Consider the following 18,161-nt stretch of genomic DNA (forward strand, 5'->3'; position numbering starts at 1 on the left):
CTTCTTCGGATAACCTATTTACAGGTGTAAAGATCGGTTATCCGAGTTAAGAGGATGATTTAAAGCATATTATAGATATGAAAAGCTCCGATAAAAGTTTTTATCGGACACTGATGTTTCACTATATAATATTCTTCTATATATACTATTTAAATTAAGAGAGTAAAATATTATCCTAAATAGCAGTAGATAACTGTTCTTAGTATTTATCTTTGTAAAAAATTTAAAACAAAATGGCTAAGCAAGTTCGTGTGCGTTTTGCACCAAGTCCAACAGGACCTTTACACATTGGTGGCGTAAGAACCGCATTATTCAATTATTTATTTGCTAAAAAGCACAATGGTGTATTCTATATCAGAATAGAGGATACAGACCAAAATCGCTTTGTACCAGGAGCAGAAGCTTATATTTTAGAGGCTTTAGAATGGTTAGGAATTTCACCTGACGAAACTATTGGGAAGAATGAGAAGTTCGGACCATATAGACAGAGTGAACGCAAGGAATTATACAAACAATATGCTGACCAACTTATAGAGAACGGTTGGGCATATTACGCTTTTGATACTGCTGAGGAATTAGATGAATTGAGAAAAGTAGCTGAAGCAGAAGGAAAGACATTTATATACAATCATACTAATAGAGAGCAGTTAAGCACATCTATTAAACTGAGCAAAGAAGAGGTATCTACTAAGATAGCGAATGGTGATGCTTACGTTATCCGCTTTAAAACACCAGTTGGAGAGACATTGCACTTAAAGGATATTATCAGAGGTGATATCAAGTTCGAGACAAGTCTATTAGACGATAAAGTGTTGTATAAAAGCGATGGTATGCCGACTTACCACTTAGCTAATATCGTGGATGACCATTTAATGGAGACTTCACACGTGATTAGAGGAGAAGAATGGTTGCCATCTATGCCATTACACGAGCTATTATATAAAGCATTCGGATGGGAAGCGCCTGAGTTCGCTCACCTTCCACTAATTCTTAAACCAGTAGGTAATGGTAAATTATCTAAGCGAGATGGTGATAAACTAGGGTTCCCTGTATTCCCATTAGATTGGCAAGATCCTACATCAGGAGAGAAATCTTCAGGATATAGAGAGAGAGGATTTTACCCTGAGACAGTGGTAAACTTCCTTGCTTTATTAGGTTGGAATGACGGTACAGATCAAGAGATTTTCTCTTTAGATGAGTTAGTAGAGAAGTTTGATTTAACACGTGTACACAAGGCTGGTGCTAAGTTTGACCCAGAGAAAAACAAGTGGTTTAATCAACACTACTTAAAGCTTCAGAGTGATGCTGACTTAGCTGTTGCATATCAAGCTATCCTTAAAGAAAAAGGTATTGATGCATCTGATGCTTATGTAGAGAAAGTGGTAGGACTTATTAAAGAGAGAGCTACATTCGTAGTTGATTTTTATGAGTTAAGTGACTTCTTCTTTGTAAAACCAACAGAGTATGATGCTAAGGCATTAAAGAATTGGAAAGAAGATACTTCTGATATTATGAATCAAGTAGCAGCAGTGATTAAGGGTATTGAATCATTTGAAGCAAAGAATATCGAGACAATCGTTAAAGATTGGATTAATGAGCAAGGTATCGGAATGGGGAAAGTAATGCAACCCCTACGCCTAAGCTTAGTAGGAGCTGTTAAAGGTCCAGACTTGTTTGATATCATCGAAATGATAGGAAAAGAAGAAACAATTGAAAGATTAGCAATAGCTGTAGAAGCTAATAAATAGTATAAGTAAGCCCTGGAATTATGTTCTGGGGCTTTTTTATTGTTATGCCTTATTTTTTGATATTGATGATAGATTTGAATTAATTGCTTAATTTTAAAGAACAATTTACAACTATCAATATGAGAAAGTATTTATACATAGGATTAATCGCTTTAGGAATGGTATTCACATCGTGTTCTAAAGATGATGATAGTGCTGGAGCAAAGGCTGAGAAAGAATGGATCAAGTTCGTCCAGAAACACCTTATAGGCGAATGGACCCCTTATCAGATAGAGGTTAAACCACTGATAGGTGCTGCTGTTTTTAGTACTCCCTATCCTCATAAAGCTAACTGTGATAAAGATAAGCTCATCTTAAAGAACGATTTCACTGGTAAGTTTAATAAGGCAGTTGAGAATTGTGTTTTATCAAGTACTAATTTTAAGTGGAATCACAAGTTAGGAGAACTTAGTTTCACTCTTCAAGATGGTACCGAAATCCAAACAATTCTACTTAAAAAGTCTGATAAAGTGCTTGTACTAGCATTACCTGCTAAGGCAGTAAAACCATACCTTATACCCTTATTCCCTGAGATCGAACATCTAGAGGATAGTCAGTTAAGTCTATTGTTCGCTAATATTATTCTAGTAAAATAAGAAGTCAACAGCTTAAGCCCATATTACATATTAGCCAAATACTACAAAGCAAATCTACTTCATAGTATATGTCTATCGCTTAATTTAGGTTAAACACATTATATAGACTACACTTGTTTAGTTGTGAATTGACCAATATTTATGTAGTAAGCGTTATCTATTTCACTCTTTTTGTTCTTCACTGATATTAGAAAATTCTAAAATAGAGCGCACTCCATCGAATACTCCCTCATTAGGTTGTTCAGTTTGTACGGCGGATTTTGGCTCTTGTGATTGGTTGATAATTTGCTTATTTACTTTTCGGATATAACCAGGTGGAGTCCATTTTTTCAATTTCTTTTCTTTATCAAAAGCATCTATTGAAGATAGAGCAATTTCTTTTTCTTCAGAATATTTCTCTGAATCTATAGTTAGATTTAGCTCCGCAGTATGTACTTGATCTACTACTTGATTTTCTTTGAACGGTTGTATAAAGGGAGATGTAGCTTCTACTTCAGTACTTGTATCAACTTCTTTTAGAAAGTTTTTAAGAGAGATATCTCTAGCTTGTTCTATAGGTACAACTTCAGAAAATGTCTGCTGTCCGTTCTCAGTTCCCTGCTCCCCATTTCCTGCTTCCTTTTCTCTAATTTTTGTTTCCTTCTCTACACTTTCTAACTCTATTATTCCGTGAAAGCAACTTGTACTGTTGACACTACCGTCAGCAGCTTTCCACATACTCCAAAAGTAAACAGTACCGTTATCCCAGTCCATAGGTATACTAAAATGAGCGTACTTATCTACGCGATTTCCTACATCAGGTATTGCTGTGAACTGATCTAAGGTTTCGTTATACAGCATCATCGTCAGTTTATCTGTATTTAGTGTAAGGGCATTAATCAACCCATTTTCCCATTGCACTTTAAACTTGCTTGTCTTTAGGCGATTAATCTTCTTGATTACTGCAGGAGCAAGGTTGCCGATAGATAATAAAGCTTCTTCTACTTTGATATGTTGTTCTCCGTTGACTAACCCGATACCTTGTGTCATTAGCCTTGAAATCATCTGTTCTTTACCTGTGATCCATTTTTCGCCATTATACACTGCAGGACAATTCGCATTGACAAAATCCTTAAACTTACTAGCAAAGGTAGAGACTAGGCTCATCTTATCCCATTGGAGCAATTGCTTCATTGATGGTTTTTTTCTTGACTTGCGAGGTTTAGCGCGGATGTAATTTACTCCTCTCCATGTTGCTCCAACTACTGTTCCTACTTTACCATTTACTGGACCTAGTATACCCTGTTTGATTTCTGCCATAACTTATGTTTTTTTGTGTTTTCGTGATTTTGGTTTTTTTGTGAGGTTGAATAGCAATTTGCCATGTCATTCCCGTTTTGTAATATAAAAAAATCAGCATATCGTGTACATAAATAGTGAGAAATATTTATAGGCTGTTCAGCCCTTAGCTCCTCTACCTTGATGGCTGAATTCGAATTAATTAAGTGCTAAAAACACTGAAAATTATTTCGGTTTTAGTCAGATTTCGGCGTATAATATTGTAATTAAGAGTTAGATTAAATTTTGGATAGGAGTAGAATAGCGGAAGAATAAAAGCAGTATAATTGGGCAAAATCTTCTCAGCCCAACTATTGTCCTATCATTCTCCAAGTATTGTCCTAGGGTTTTACAACATAGCCCTAATTTGTTGGGATTGAGGAGGGTATTAGAGATTGGGTGTTGTAGATTTATTATCGTTAAGGTATTATATATTAATTGTTTATGCTTATTTGTGTTTTAAAAAAATAGATTAAAAAGTAATATTGACAGTTGTCAAGAGGCTTGTGTGAGGGTAGGAGAAAAAAAATGTAGTATTTGGGTGTATTCAATTCTACTTTTAAGTGGTTTCATAAGTATGAAACCTAAAATTCTACTTGTTTAATTTTGCTGAATAACTATTATTTGAGATTGAGTATGAGAAGTATTTTAACTATTTATAGGAGATATTTTAATTGTATTGCTTTTATTTCGAATAAAATGGTTTTTAATTTTTAAATAAGCCTTAAAAGACTTATTTTTAACAGGATAATTAATAAAAATTGCACTATGACACCAATGTACTTTATAGTCGGAGCGATAATAGTTCTATTGCTTTTAGGTTTTTTTACAGTAAAACAGCAGTCAGCTGTTATTATTGAGCGATTCGGTAGGTTTAATAGTATTAGACATTCTGGATTACAGATTAAGATCCCTTTCGTGGATAGAAAGGCAGGAGTAGTAAATTTACGTATTCAACAGTTAGATGTTTTAATCGAGACAAAGACTAAAGATAACGTATTCGTAAAATTGAAAGTTTCTATTCAGTTTAAGGTTATTCAAGATCGCGTTGAAGATGCGTTCTATAAATTAGAGTACCCACATGATCAGATTACATCTTATGTATTCGACGTTGTGCGTGCAGAAGTACCTAAGTTGATATTAGATGATGTATTCGAGAGAAAAGATAACATAGCAGTAGCTGTTAAGCGTGAGTTAAACGAGGCGATGACGACTTATGGATACGATATTATTAATACACTTATTACAGATATTGATCCGGATATTCAAGTTAAGAACGCGATGAACCGTATTAATGCTGCGGATAGAGAGAAAGTAGCGGCTGAATATGAAGCTGAAGCAAGTAGAATTCGTATTGTAGCGAAGGCAAAAGCGGAAGCTGAGTCTAAACGTCTACAAGGACAAGGTATTGCTGATCAACGTAGAGAGATAGCTCAAGGATTAGTAGAGAGTGTAGATGTATTAAATAAAGTGGGAATTAACTCTCAGGAGGCTTCTGCTCTAATAGTTGTTACACAACACTATGATACTTTACAATCAGTAGGTGCGGATAGTAGATCTAACTTGATATTACTACCTAATGCTCCGTCTGCTGCTAGCGATATGTTGACAAATATGATAGCATCATTTGCTGCAAGTAGTAAGATGAAAGAAATGAGCACTGATAATGGTAATTCTAATCGTTATGAAGGATCTTCTAACAGAAATGATAATAGTCATCACAGTGGATATGATCAAGCCTTAGAAGATGAATAAATAGTATAAAAAAAGCTCCTGAATCTCAGGAGCTTTTTTTATGACTATTCACTTTTTCTTTTTGTCATTTTTTTGAAAAAATACTTTAATGCGGCTGATATAATAAACGCTTGTGCATTATTCGAACCTTTTACAAAAGAAGTTACAGATCCGAATGTATTTCTAACAATATTATCTGGAGCTAACTCTGTCTTAATATTGTCTACAGCTCTAGAGATCTTATGACAGTGTATATCTCGTTGAATCTTTAGAATCTGTAAGTCATTATTGATTTCTTCAAATGAAGAATAAGATTTTCTCATCAGACTGTATTTAATCGTTAAAAATGATTTCAGATAGCTTTTTAATAAAGGGTCTCTCTACTAAAGGCTTTCTAAATAAGTAAGCGATGAAAGTAATCACTAGATAGAATGTTCCCATTATAAGGAATCCTAAAGCGTTACTTCCAAAATACTCAGCTAATGCATAAGCAGCACATAAGGAAAACAAAAGAAGTGCCATCATCATGAAGAGCGCTAGAAGTAGTAAAGTCATAAATTGACTCCCTGCCTTAGCGGTTACTTTAAACCCCCATAATCGGTAATAATCTAAACTGGTATTGACTAACTCCTCAGAGTTTTGACGAATATCATCAAGATTGTCTTTTATATCCTCAAATGCCATATTCTCTACTTATTATTTTTTAACACTATCAGCAATAGAATCAGCCTTAGCTTTTAGTTCAGCTAGTTTCTTCTCTAAATTAGCAATAACATCGTCCTTTTTATCTTCACTGTTCGCTAAGAACTCATTGAATCCAGTTTCGAAGTCATGTTTCTTTTTAGAGACAGTATTGCGTACTTGTTTTTTTAGTTCATCAATCTTATCACTTAAATCATCTTTAGAATCATTAAATGTTTTTTTGATTTTCTTACGTGTTTTTTTTCCTTCATCAGGTGCAAATAAGATACCTAAACCTGCTCCTACTACTACTCCAGCTAACACTGCGATAGCTGTATTTCCTAAACGATTTGACATAGCTTTAAATTTTAAAATGATTAATACCTTAAATTTAAAAAAAAAACGGCATTTAACCGTTAATACTAAGTTAAAATGCCGTTTATTAATTATGATATAGATAAAAAATATACTATTTCTGCTCTAGTTTTGCCCATGTATCTCTTAATCCTACAGTTTTATTAAAAACGATAGCATCAGTTTTACTTTCTTTATCTACACAGAAATAACCTAGTCTTTGGAACTGGAATTTGTCACCATCTACAGCAGTGCTTAAGCTTGGCTCTAAATATCCTTTGACTACTTCTAGTGAATTAGGATTAACGAATTCTACAAAGTCAACTTCTTTGTTTCCATCAGGATTTTCGTCTATGAATAGACGATCATAGATACGCACTTCAGCCTCTACAGCATGTGGTATAGATACCCAGTGGATAGTTCCTTTTACTTTTCGTTTACTCGCTTCACTTCCACTTCCACTTCTACTGTCTGCATCATAAGTAGCGTGTATCTCAGTGATGTTTCCATTCTCGTCTTTCACTACGCTTTCACCTTTGATGATATAAGCATTTTTAAGACGTACTTCTTTACCTAGTGTTAATCTAAAGAATTTGTTGTTTGCTTCTTCTTTAAAATCTTCTTGCTCGATATAAAGCTCTTTAGAGAACGGAACTTTACGGTAAGTCATTACTTCCTCTTCCGGGTTATTCTCTGCGTCTAACCACTCTTCTTGACCTTCCGGATAGTTAGTAATCACTAACTTCACAGGATCTAAAACAGCCATAACACGAGGAGCGATCTTATTTAAGTCTTCTCTAATACAAAATTCTAAAAGAGATACATCGATAAGGTTATCTCTCTTAGCGATACCAATTGTATTAGCATAGTTCACAATAGATGCTGCAGTATATCCTCTTCTTCTCAATCCTGAGATAGTAGACATACGTGGATCATCCCATCCAGTCACATAACCTTCGCTTACTAGACGAGCTAGTTTACGCTTACTTACTACTGTATGAGAAAGATTTCTTCTAGCAAACTCACGTTGTTTAGGGCGTATATTATTCTCATCAACTATCTGATCTAAGAACCAATCGTATAACTCTCTGTGAGGAAGGAACTCTAAAGTACAGAATGAGTGTGAGATACTCTCTAAGTAGTCACTCTCTCCGTGAGCCCAGTCATACATTGGGTAAATACACCAATCGTTATTCGTTCTATGGTGAGCCTTTTTCATGATTCTATACATGATAGGGTCACGCATAAGCATATTAGTATGTGCCATATTTATCTTAGCACGTAAGATATGCGTACCTTCTTCGAATTCACCGTTTTTCATTCTTTCGAATAAATCTAGGTTCTCTTCTACAGAGCGATTTCTATATGGACTATCTACACCTACAGTAGTTGGAGTACCTTTTTGTTGCGCCATAACTTCAGAAGTTTGGCTGTCTACGTATGCTTTGCCGTCCTTAATCATTAGGACAGCCCAGTCATATAGCTGTTGGAAATAGTCAGAAGCATAAACCTCATTTGCCCATTTGTACCCAAGCCATTCTACGTCATGTTTGATTGCGTCAACAAACTCCTGTTCCTCTTTAGATGGGTTGGTATCATCAAAACGCAAGTTAACAGGCGCATTATATTTAATACCTAATCCAAAGTTTAAACAAATAGAACTCGCGTGACCTAAATGTAAATAACCATTAGGTTCAGGCGGAAAACGGAAATGAAGTTTTTCTGTTGGCAAACCATTCTTGATATCCTCTTCGATGATTTGCTCAATAAAGTTTAATGATTTCTCTTTTGTTGACATGGAAATAATTATTATAACTACAAAGGTATCAAAAAACTAATCAATTGCTGATAGTCTTTCAGCATATTATACATATAAAGCCGTCAAATTATTTGTACTTTTAGCCTTTATTATACAAATACGACTGTTATGGGAATAATTAAATTAAATAATATCAGAACTTTTTCTTTTCATGGATGTATGGATGAAGAGGCAAAAATAGGTTCTGACTACCGCGTAGACTTAATTGCAAAAGGAGATTTTACGATTGCAGCAGCTACTGATGACCTTCACTACTCTATAGACTATGTTACTTTAAACACTATCGTAAAAGAGGAAATGGCTATCAGATCTAAATTATTAGAGCACGTAGCACAACGAATTATTGATAGAATACTACTTGAAATAACAATGGTAGAGGATATAACTGTTCTAGTTTCTAAAATCAATCCTCCTGTGGGTGGTGACGTAGAATATGTAACTGTTGAAATGCAAGGAGTTAGATAAAAAGTGTTCAGATTGTTGTAAAAAAGTACATCGAATGGTTTTGAAATATCAAAATTAGTTGTAAGTTTGCAATCCAATTCAAGGACAAGGCTTTGTGTCCGAGTGGCTAGGAAGCGGTCTGCAAAACCGTCTACAGCGGTTCGAATCCGCTCGAAGCCTCAAACTAAAGGATAGTGTAACAACTATCCTTTTTTTATGCCTAAAAGTCAAGAAAACAATATAAACAAGAAGAGCCTTAGTTAATCACTAAGGCTCTTCTTGTTTATATTAAGTGTAACTTATTTGGATTTCTCCATATTAGGAAGTGGCAGATTAATGCCATTTTCAGTTGACTTAGGCAGTACTCCTTTGATCATAATTACTAGTCCGAATACGATAATAACAATGCTACTGATCTTCTTAATTTTTAATATGTTTTTAGCGGTTAACTTCTCACGTAGTTTCTTAGCTAAGAATATTTTAAAGAGGTCAGTAATGAAGTAAGCTAAAATAGTGAATCCAAAGAAGGTAAACATCTTATTAGGATCCATATCCATCTGAGGGCCTAATGTGATGATGATACCTAACCAAAAACCAAGTACTCCTACATTAATAAAATTAAGTAAGAATCCTTTAGCAAAGAGATTTAAGTATTCACGTCTTAGATTTGGTGGTGCTAACTGTAAGGTATGTACCTGTACTTTCTTTAGTTTTACAAATGATATGATACCGTAAGTTAACATAATCATTCCTCCAAAAAGAAATAAGGCAGGGTCATCTTTTATTGCATTGATTAGTTTAAAACTACTGAAAAATGCTATAGCAAAGAATACCGCATCAGCTAGTATTACACCTATATCAAATGCAATAGCTGCTTTAAAACCTCTAGTTATACTTGTCTCAATAAGAATAAAAAAAACAGGTCCTATCATAAAACTTAGAAAGAATCCAAGTGTGACACCTGTTAATAAATTATCAAACATCCTATATAATTAAAAAATGCCAATTCTAAAATTGGCATTTATGTATTAAAATTGCAATATACGATTTTTTTAAGTAAAAAGGTTCTTTGCTTATTCTACTTTTGTGATTACACCTCCTAAAACGTTCTTTTCATTTATTGTTTTAGGCTTTCCGTAAATTCTAATTTCTCCACCTGCTCTAACTTTAGCCTCGACTAAATCACTTGCTTTTACCTCAGCGACTCCACCAGCATTTACTGTTACGATAGATTGATTAGTACTTAGATCTTTATTTTTAACCTTAGCTCCAGAGCTATTTAAGACATCTTGTACAGTTGCTTTACCAGTTAATGTAACTACAGATCCAGCACTTGATTTAACGATCACCTTTTCAGCATCTATTTTAGCATTGATTACTCCTCCAGTTTTAGCATTTACTATTAAAGAGGTAGCTTTAATAGCTGTTTCTCCTTTGATACTAGCACCTTGTTCAGCTACAATCTCAGTTAAGTTTTTATAGTATAATTTTACTTTAATATCCTCTCCTTGAAAGCTATTGACAAAGTTCATCTTTACCTTTAGAATTCCATTCTTGTTTACCACATTAACGTATTCTTCTTTACTTCCTTCTATCTCGATCTTTCCTTCTTCCCCAGGTATTAATGTCACTGCTATCTGATCAAATACACTTACTTTAGTGTAGTCTCCGATTACTTTTGTTGTTTGAGCGAATGACATTGTTGTCAAGAATAAAGCTATAAATAAAGCTGTTTTTCTCATACTTAGTTTACTTTTTTGATATAGTTAAAATCTAATTGTTTTTTGACTAGGTCTGCATTCTTCACAGTTACAATAACTTCATCACCTAGTTGTAGTATCTTTTTAGTAGACTGTCCTACTAATGCATATTGTTTATCATCGAATACGAAATAATCGTCTTTAATCTCTCTGATACGCACCATACCTTCACATTTATTCTCTACGATCTCTACATAGATACCCCACTCTGTAACACCAGAGATAACCCCTAAGAATTCTGTATCTTTTTGGTCTAACATGTATTTAACTTGCATGTATTTAATACTGTCTCTTTCTGCATTAGCAGCTAGGCTTTCTCTAGAAGAACAGTGAGAACATTTTACTTCATATACCTCCGGATTCACATTAGCACCGTTGTCTAAATAGTGTTGTAATAATCTGTGAGCCATAACGTCAGGATAACGACGTATAGGTGATGTAAAGTGTGAATAGTAATCAAATGCTAATCCATAGTGACCGATATTATTCGTAGAATAACTCGCTTTACTCATACATCTGATCGCTAGTGTATCCACAAGGTTTTGTTCTTTTTTACCCTCTACGTCTTTCAGTAATTTATTGATAGATTTAGAGATACTTGCTTTAGATTTAAAGTTCAGATTATGTCCAAACTTAGATATAACGTTTTGAAGACCAAATAATTTCTCTTGGTCCGGTTCATCGTGAATACGGTATACAAAAGTCTTCTTCTGTTTACCAATAAACTCAGATACCTTTCTATTTGCAAGTAGCATAAACTCTTCAATCAAGTGGTTAGCCTCTTTAGATTGTTTAAAGAACACACCGATCGGCTCTGCCTCTGCATTTAAGTTAAACTTCACCTCTACTTTATCAAATGAAATAGCACCTTCACTCATACGTTGTTTACGCATAATGTTAGCTAGCTCATCTAGTTTAAGTACTGCATTTGCTACTTCTTCACTGATCTCCTGATCTTCACCTGTAAGCGAAATATCAGCAGGTATTACTCTATCTTTAGAATCTATGATATACTGTGCCTCTTCATAAGCCATACGTTGATCTGAGTGCGTAACAGTACGTCCAAACCATTTATTTTTAATCTCAGCTTTATCATCTAGTTCGAATACAGCAGAGAATGTAAACTTATCTTCATTAGGTCTAAGCGAACAAGCGAAGTTAGAAAGTACTTCTGGTAGCATAGGTACTGTTCTATCTACTAAATATACTGAAGTAGCTCTGTTATAAGCTTCCTCATCTAAGATAGTTCCCTCTTTTACATAGTGAGATACGTCAGCGATGTGAACACCGATTTCGTAGTTACCATTCTCTAATATTCGGAATGATAAGGCATCATCAAAGTCTTTTGCATCTTTAGGGTCAATGGTGAAAGTAAGTACATCACGCATATCTCTACGCTTAGCTACTTCGTCATCATTGATAGAGGTATCTATTTTGTTAGCGAAGTCATCTACTTCTTTAGGGAATTCGGCTGTTAATCCATACTCAGCTAAGATAGCGTGTATCTCAGTATCGTGTTCACCTTGTTTACCAAGTACTTTCATCACTTTACCGAATGGGCTATCTGCTTTCTCTGGCCAATCTTCTAATTCTACCACTACTACATCTCCATCACGTGCATCTCCCACTTTCTCTTTAGGAATGAAGATATCTGTGTACATCTTAGCATCTGATGTAGAAACGAAAGCAAAGTTCTTTTGAATTTCGATAACACCCACGAACTGATTTTTGTGTCTTTCGATAACCTCTACTACTTCACCTTCAGGTTTTTTACCTTTGCGTTTGTTGTAGATATACGCTTTCACTAAATCACCATCAAGTGCTTTGTTTAAGTTGTTTGTTGGGATAAATACATCCTCCTCTACTCCTTCTACTACTAAGTAAGCTGTCTTACGAGAGGTCATATCGATACGACCCTCTACATAATTAGCTGTAGGGATAAAGCGGTATTTACCAGTTTCTATCTCCTCTATTTTTCCTTTAGCTATAAGGTGTTTGATCTCTTTGATGATCTCATTTCTACCTTGTGTATCATCTACTCCTAACTGACCAGCTATCTGCTTATAGTTATAAGATTTGGTTGTGTTCTTAGATAAGAACTTTAATATTTTAGGAGCAAAATCAAATGATTTACTCTTCTTATGTTTAAGGTTTTTTGCCATTTTCTAATTCATTATGTTTCCTAAAATAGGATTGGTAATTATTCTTAAATGTACGAATTACTAACTATTTAATCCTATTTTTAATAATATTTTAATTTTGATTATTTAAATCAACGATATGATTTCTTCTTCTAGTAGCTAAGTTTTTGAAGAAATAGAGAGAGAAATAACCCTTTTATAGAAAGGAAGGTAGGGTTATTCTATTATTTAATCGTTGATAAGCACATTGTGTCTCGATTATTTCAAGCACGTTTAATACTGCAAATTTAGAATACTCTGATTTATTTTCCAAAAAGTTAAGAAAACCTTGTATTATATAATGAAAGAAGCAAGAATAAAGGTGTGTAGATACTCTATTCTTACTTTACATTTTGTTTCTATTTCTGAGCTTAAAACAAGCTAGTCAAAGTCTAAACCATGTGCGAATTTACCATTCTCATAGTATTCTATTTTAACTATTTTGTCATTTTTGTAGTAACTTCTTTGGTCAAGTTTTCCTTTAGGAGTAAACTTGTCTTCTTGTGTTTTAATCCCATCAACATAGGTTGTAGTATACTTTATTTTGCCATTATCATAAAAGCGGTTATTTAATTCCTTCTTATCGCTTTTGAATAATGTCTCGTATTCTATCTTCCCAGAATCGTCATAGAATTTGCTTAGTCCCTCTTTTAATCCCTCTTTGTAAGGATAGATTCCTTTAGTTTTACCATTTTCATAATAGGTTTTGTAGTCTCCTTCTAGTTTGCCTAGAACATATTTACCTTCAGAAAATAACACTCCATTGCGATAGTAGTTTTTTCTAATCCCTGTACGCATTCCATCTTCATAAGTGACATCTTCTACTTTTATATCATAGTCATTATATCTTTGTATTTTTCCATTAAGAGGTTTTCCATCTAGTTGATATACCACTGCTTCCTCTTGTCCATACACACTAGTTATCATGCAAGTAAGTATACATGAAATAAAAAAAACAGCTTTATTCTTCATAGTCATCGGGATTAAAGGTTTGCATTGCTTTAGTAACAAAGGGTTCATAGACACTTTTATAAATGACATCTGATTGATCTACCAGTTTTCCTTTTGCATTGTGTAGGGTAACCCTACCTATTTCATATCCATTTTTAAACATCCTTCTGATATACAAATCGGCAGCTACATATTGTCTATATTCTCCGTCTAAAAATCCATTGATATAGGTCATTTCTCTAACTGGATTACCTTTAGTATCAGTGATTTTTCTTAAACCACTTCTCTTTCCATCTAGATAATTATTGTCTTCTAGTAAAGTTCCTGCTAGAGCATATATCTTTTCAGGACCTTCCTTTTTATCTTGTTTATAAAGTGTTTTAATCTTCACTTTGCCATTAGGATGATAATAGAAAAACTCTCCATCAAGTTTGTCCTGTATATATGTTGATTTCTGAAGAAGCTTCCCATCTAAGTAGTCTTTTGAAATCCCATTTAGCAAACCATTTTTATAATTGTATTCATCCTCTAATTGTCCAGTCTCTGAGTAAGCCTGGACTAAGCCTTCTCTAGCTCCATTAACATAGATAGCGGAGTAGCTTACTTTGCCATTAGAATAGTATTCCTTGAATGATCCGTTTAATTTATTGTCTTTAAAGGCGCATTCTTTTTTTAGCTTCCCATCACTATAGTAAGCTTTGTTAACTCCTTCTTTTTTACCATTGACTAGCGTTGCTTCTTCTGCTAATTGTTTATTCGCATAAAAGCATTTTAGCTTTCCATTTATTGGTTTACTATCAGCGTATCGGTATGTACCGTCATCAATTTGCGCGTACATATTCATAGAACAAAAGACTGTGAATAATAAACCTATTGATTTAAGTTGTCTCATTTTTCATCCTTTTTAACCCAGATTACGCGATAGACATATAAACGAAAAGTAATTATACAAGATAGATCTGAATTAGTGATACAAGCATACTATAGTATGGTTTTAGAGCTAATGAAAGAGCGATGAAGTAGAATTGCTTTGTAGTATTTGGCTAATGCGTAATCTGGGTTTAATTATATACAAAGTGTTAAGTATAAAGTTACTGAATTATAGTGCTTTAACTAGTTGTTTTATAGATGTATTCGTGGTGTTAATTACTTGCACTAGACTTAAAAGGATTCTGATGTGTATTTTCTAAAAGCGCTTATAAACAGTTGAAACTTGAATATAATAAAGCATTTATTTGCTGTAGTTAAGAATCTTTAGCACAATTACTAATTGTATTTAAAATTTTGTATTTTAGAGATAACCAAAAAATCAATATTTTATGAATGCAATTTCTTATGTGCATGGTGCGTCTAGCATACCTTTGTTAGGAGAAACCATTGGACAAAATCTGAAGAGAATGACCGATCTCTACCCCGATAACGAGGCCTTAGTAAGTGTTCATCAGGGATTTAGAGCTACTTATAAAGAATTTTATGACATTACTAGCCAAGTAGCCAAATCACTTTTAGCACATAATATACAGAAGGGAGATCGAGTAGGTATCTGGGCACCTAACTGTTACGAATGGGTATTAATGCAATATGCCACTGCTCGTATTGGGGTAATTTTAGTGAATATTAACCCTGCTTATCGCGCTCATGAAATTGAATTCGCTGTAAATCAGTCTGAAATATCGCTAATCGTCTCTGCTCCTAGTTTTAAAAGTAGTGATTATCGTAAGATTATCTCTCTGATTTTTGAAGATTGTCCATCGCTTAAGGAAGTTGTCTTCTTAGGAGAAGAGTGGGATTCGTTCTTATCAGATAGTGATCAAATAACAGACGAAGTGTTAGCTATTATAGAAGATTCAGTACAGTTCGGTGAAGCTGTGAATATTCAATACACATCTGGAACTACAGGTTTTCCAAAGGGTGTGACTCTAACACATCACAATATTTTAAACAACGGTTACTTTATCGGTAAGCGATTAAAGTATACCTCTGCAGATAGAGTGTGTATACCTGTACCGTTTTATCACTGTTTCGGTATGGTTATTGGGAATCTGTGTTGTACTTCTCATGGGGCTACGATGGTAATTCCAAATGATGGTTTTGACCCTGCGAAGACCCTGCAAGTTGTCCAAGATGAGAAATGTACTTCACTTTATGGTGTTCCGACTATGTTTATCGCCGAATTGCAATTGCCCAACTTTAAGGATTATGATCTTAGTTCTCTGCGTACAGGGGTGATGGCGGGCTCTCTGTGCCCTGAGCAAGTAATGCGAAAGGTGAAATCAGAGATGCACATGGAGGAAGTCAGTATCTGTTATGGAATGACAGAAACCTCGCCTGTATCTACGCAAACACATATAGGTATTGATATTGTCAAACAAACCACTACAGTTGGAACAGTACAAGATCACTTAGAAATAAAGATTATAGATCCTGAAACAGGTAGAATTGTTTCTAGAGGGGAAGCAGGCGAACTGTGTACTCGTGGATATTCTGTTATGTTGAAGTATTGGAATAATCGCACCTTGACTTCAGAAGTATTAGATGAGAATAGATGGATGCACACAGGTGATTTGGCTACTATGGATGAGGACGGATATATTGCTATTACTGGGCGTATGAAAGACCTTATCATTCGCGGAGGGGAGAATATATCACCCAAGTGGATAGAGGACTTCTTATATACTCACCCAAATATAGCAGATGTACAGGTCATAGGTGTGCCAGACGAGAAGTATGGTGAGGAGATTATGGCTTGGATTATTCTTAAACCGAATATGTCTGTTACTCCTGAGGAATTAAAGGCGTTCTGTAATGAGAAGATAGCGCACTTCAGAATACCTAAATATTGGAAGTTCGTAACGGAATTTCCGATGACAATATCAGGTAAAGTTAGAAAAGTAGAGATGAGGCAAATAGCTGTGGAAGAATTAGGGCTCTAAAAGAGATTTATTCTTAACTTTGTATCTAATAATTACACACAACATATCATGAAAATATCAATCGGAAACGACCACGCTGGACCTGAGTATAAAAAGGCTATCGTGAAGTATTTAGAAGACAAAGGAATTACTGTAACTAACTATGGAGTAGATGATTTCTCATCTGTAGATTACCCTGATTATGCACATAAAGTAGGTGCAGATATAGATGAAGGTAAGGCAGACTTCGGTATCGTTATCTGTGGTAGTGGTAATGGTATAGCGATGACAGCTAATAAGCACCAAGGTGTACGCTGTGCATTGTGTTGGACTAAGGAGATTGCAGAGTTAGCAAGATTACATAACGATGCTAATGTGATTAGTATTCCTGCTCGTTACACTTCTATAGAGCAAGCTGTAGCGATGGTAGAGACTTTCTTAAACACAGATTTCGAAGGAGGTAGACACCAAAACAGAGTGAACAAAATTACTTGCGCATAAGTGAGTAATCACCATATTTTAAAAACAAAAAAACATATAGTCTATAGACTACGTGCTTTTTTGTTTTATTACTGTCTTTGATTATATTCTGTGATATATTTCACTATCCCCTATGCTCCTTTATTATTTGCTGTATTGTATTAGGGAGTAGAATAGTTACTCTTGAGATCTTTTATCAGTTCTAGTCTGTTCTATAAGTTTATTAAGACGTTCGAAGGCACCATTAGCTTTTAGTTCAGCTACTAAAATCTTCATATCTTCTAACTTACCTGTATTATCAATGATAACCTCTTCTCTATCAGAATAAGTGATTGTAGGCGTACTATCTACTTTGTTTCCTTCTATATGTTTATTATCATCCTTTATTATTTGCGGTATTATATTAGGGACTAGAATAGTTACTCTTTAGCTCTTTTTTCTGTTCTATTTCGCTCTAACATTTCATTGAAACGTTGCCATTCTCCGGAAGCTTTTAATTCGTTGATTAAAGCAATAGCAGCTTCTACCTTACCTGTGTTATCAATGATAACCTCTTCTCTATCAGAATAAGTGATTGTAGGTGTGTTATCGTCCTCTCTGTCGTTAAAATTAATTTCTTTTTTCATAACTAATTATTTTTGATTGCTTTGCATAGGTATGATTAAAAAACCTCGATACTCTGTATTCTTCTTAAAGTAAACAACTATACCTTTATGGTCTACTCCATAAATGACAAAGTATTTAGATAGATCATCATAGTTATTTGATATAGCCATTCTGTATAATCGCGTCCGTGCAGGAGTGCTACCAGTAAAATAGATCTTATAGAAATCTTTGTTCTCTGTGAAGAGCAAAACAGCCTGAAATAAGGTAGCTAACACCTTATTCATATCACCATTATTACTAACGATTTTATCGTCAATAGCACTACTATTTACAGTGTTCTTATCCTTATCACCAAAGCTTAAATTATATAATCCATCTTCAATATCTAACAGTGTAAAGTTAATTGTTTTTTCGATTACTTTGTTATCAGATACACTAGTGAATTCATAACTGTAGTTTTTATTAAACGCTGTAAGTGAGTAGTATGGGTACTGCATATCTAACCGATTAGGGTATTAGAAATGCCAAGTTAGGGATAAT

The 18,161-nt window shown here is 34.3% G+C and carries 18 protein-coding genes and 1 tRNA gene; 7 read left to right on the top strand and 12 right to left on the bottom strand.

Annotated elements, in window-relative coordinates; genetic code table 11:
- The first annotated feature begins 233 nt into the window (after positions 1-233).
- Positions 234-1,748, top strand: a complete 1,515-nt coding sequence (gene gltX / locus CF599_RS08520; RefSeq protein WP_121965612.1) for a glutamate--tRNA ligase — start codon at positions 234-236, stop codon at positions 1,746-1,748.
- 119 nt (positions 1,749-1,867) lie between these two features.
- Positions 1,868-2,383 carry a hypothetical protein gene (locus CF599_RS08525; RefSeq protein WP_121965613.1) on the top strand — a complete coding sequence of 172 codons (516 nt, stop codon included), beginning with the start codon at positions 1,868-1,870 and terminating at the stop codon, positions 2,381-2,383.
- A 162-nt stretch (positions 2,384-2,545) separates the two neighbouring features.
- Here the strand turns inward: CF599_RS08525 and CF599_RS08530 are convergent, their stop codons facing one another.
- Entirely contained in the window at positions 2,546-3,682 is a 1,137-nt protein-coding gene (locus tag CF599_RS08530) for a DUF6266 family protein (RefSeq protein WP_121965614.1), read from the bottom strand.
- A 786-nt stretch (positions 3,683-4,468) separates the two neighbouring features.
- On the opposite strand from CF599_RS08530, the gene CF599_RS08535 reads away from it, so the two are divergent.
- Complete coding sequence (locus CF599_RS08535; RefSeq protein WP_121965615.1) at positions 4,469-5,455, top strand: SPFH domain-containing protein; 987 nt, start codon at positions 4,469-4,471, stop codon at positions 5,453-5,455.
- Between the two features lie 44 nt (positions 5,456-5,499).
- Here the strand turns inward: CF599_RS08535 and CF599_RS08540 are convergent, their stop codons facing one another.
- From CF599_RS08540 to CF599_RS08555, 4 genes are all read right to left on the bottom strand, one after another.
- Positions 5,500-5,757 (bottom strand): DUF6327 family protein, encoded by a 258-nt coding sequence (locus CF599_RS08540; RefSeq protein WP_121965616.1) that lies wholly within the window; start codon positions 5,755-5,757, stop codon positions 5,500-5,502.
- 10 nt (positions 5,758-5,767) lie between these two features.
- A complete protein-coding gene (locus CF599_RS08545) occupies positions 5,768-6,118 on the bottom strand; it encodes a phage holin family protein (RefSeq protein WP_121965617.1) in 351 nt (116 codons plus the stop codon).
- A 12-nt stretch (positions 6,119-6,130) separates the two neighbouring features.
- Positions 6,131-6,472 (bottom strand): YtxH domain-containing protein, encoded by a 342-nt coding sequence (locus tag CF599_RS08550; protein ID WP_121965618.1) that lies wholly within the window; start codon positions 6,470-6,472, stop codon positions 6,131-6,133.
- A gap of 112 nt (positions 6,473-6,584) precedes the next feature.
- Complete coding sequence (locus CF599_RS08555; protein ID WP_121965619.1) at positions 6,585-8,267, bottom strand: glutamine--tRNA ligase/YqeY domain fusion protein; 1,683 nt, start codon at positions 8,265-8,267, stop codon at positions 6,585-6,587.
- 129 nt (positions 8,268-8,396) lie between these two features.
- Here CF599_RS08555 and folB point away from each other — a divergent pair, with 129 nt between their 5' ends.
- On the top strand, positions 8,397-8,753 hold the full coding sequence (gene folB, locus CF599_RS08560; RefSeq protein ID WP_121965620.1) for a dihydroneopterin aldolase: 357 nt from the start codon (positions 8,397-8,399) through the stop codon (positions 8,751-8,753).
- Positions 8,754-8,841: 88 nt separating this feature from the next.
- Positions 8,842-8,912 (top strand) — tRNA-Cys (locus CF599_RS08565).
- 119 nt (positions 8,913-9,031) lie between these two features.
- Here CF599_RS08565 and CF599_RS08570 read toward each other — a convergent pair.
- From CF599_RS08570 to CF599_RS08590, 5 genes are all read right to left on the bottom strand, one after another.
- Positions 9,032-9,715 carry a LysE family translocator gene (locus tag CF599_RS08570; protein ID WP_121965621.1) on the bottom strand — a complete coding sequence of 228 codons (684 nt, stop codon included), beginning with the start codon at positions 9,713-9,715 and terminating at the stop codon, positions 9,032-9,034.
- Positions 9,716-9,805: 90 nt separating this feature from the next.
- The gene (locus CF599_RS08575) at positions 9,806-10,474 is read right to left on the bottom strand and encodes a head GIN domain-containing protein (RefSeq protein WP_121965622.1); all 669 of its coding nucleotides are present in this window, start codon (positions 10,472-10,474) and stop codon (positions 9,806-9,808) included.
- 2 nt (positions 10,475-10,476) lie between these two features.
- Positions 10,477-12,654 (bottom strand): ribonuclease R, encoded by a 2,178-nt coding sequence (gene rnr, locus CF599_RS08580; protein ID WP_121965623.1) that lies wholly within the window; start codon positions 12,652-12,654, stop codon positions 10,477-10,479.
- A gap of 399 nt (positions 12,655-13,053) precedes the next feature.
- Entirely contained in the window at positions 13,054-13,599 is a 546-nt protein-coding gene (locus tag CF599_RS08585) for a toxin-antitoxin system YwqK family antitoxin (RefSeq protein ID WP_254050265.1), read from the bottom strand.
- A 34-nt stretch (positions 13,600-13,633) separates the two neighbouring features.
- A complete protein-coding gene (locus CF599_RS08590) occupies positions 13,634-14,515 on the bottom strand; it encodes a toxin-antitoxin system YwqK family antitoxin (protein WP_121965624.1) in 882 nt (293 codons plus the stop codon).
- Between the two features lie 427 nt (positions 14,516-14,942).
- Between CF599_RS08590 and CF599_RS08600 the strand changes: the two genes are divergently transcribed.
- Positions 14,943-16,556, top strand: a complete 1,614-nt coding sequence (locus tag CF599_RS08600) for an AMP-binding protein (RefSeq protein WP_121965625.1) — start codon at positions 14,943-14,945, stop codon at positions 16,554-16,556.
- A gap of 48 nt (positions 16,557-16,604) precedes the next feature.
- Positions 16,605-17,036, top strand: a complete 432-nt coding sequence (rpiB, locus tag CF599_RS08605; protein ID WP_121965626.1) for a ribose 5-phosphate isomerase B — start codon at positions 16,605-16,607, stop codon at positions 17,034-17,036.
- Between the two features lie 398 nt (positions 17,037-17,434).
- On the opposite strand, the gene CF599_RS08615 is transcribed toward rpiB, so the two are convergent.
- Both CF599_RS08615 and CF599_RS08620 read right to left on the bottom strand, forming a co-directional pair.
- Complete coding sequence (locus CF599_RS08615) at positions 17,435-17,641, bottom strand: hypothetical protein (RefSeq protein ID WP_121965628.1); 207 nt, start codon at positions 17,639-17,641, stop codon at positions 17,435-17,437.
- Between the two features lie 6 nt (positions 17,642-17,647).
- A complete protein-coding gene (locus CF599_RS08620) occupies positions 17,648-18,118 on the bottom strand; it encodes a hypothetical protein (protein ID WP_121965629.1) in 471 nt (156 codons plus the stop codon).
- Positions 18,119-18,161 lie beyond the last annotated feature (43 nt).

This window comes from Myroides sp. N17-2, assembly GCF_002286775.1.
In the GTDB taxonomy this organism is placed as follows: Bacteria; Bacteroidota; Bacteroidia; order Flavobacteriales; family Flavobacteriaceae; genus Flavobacterium.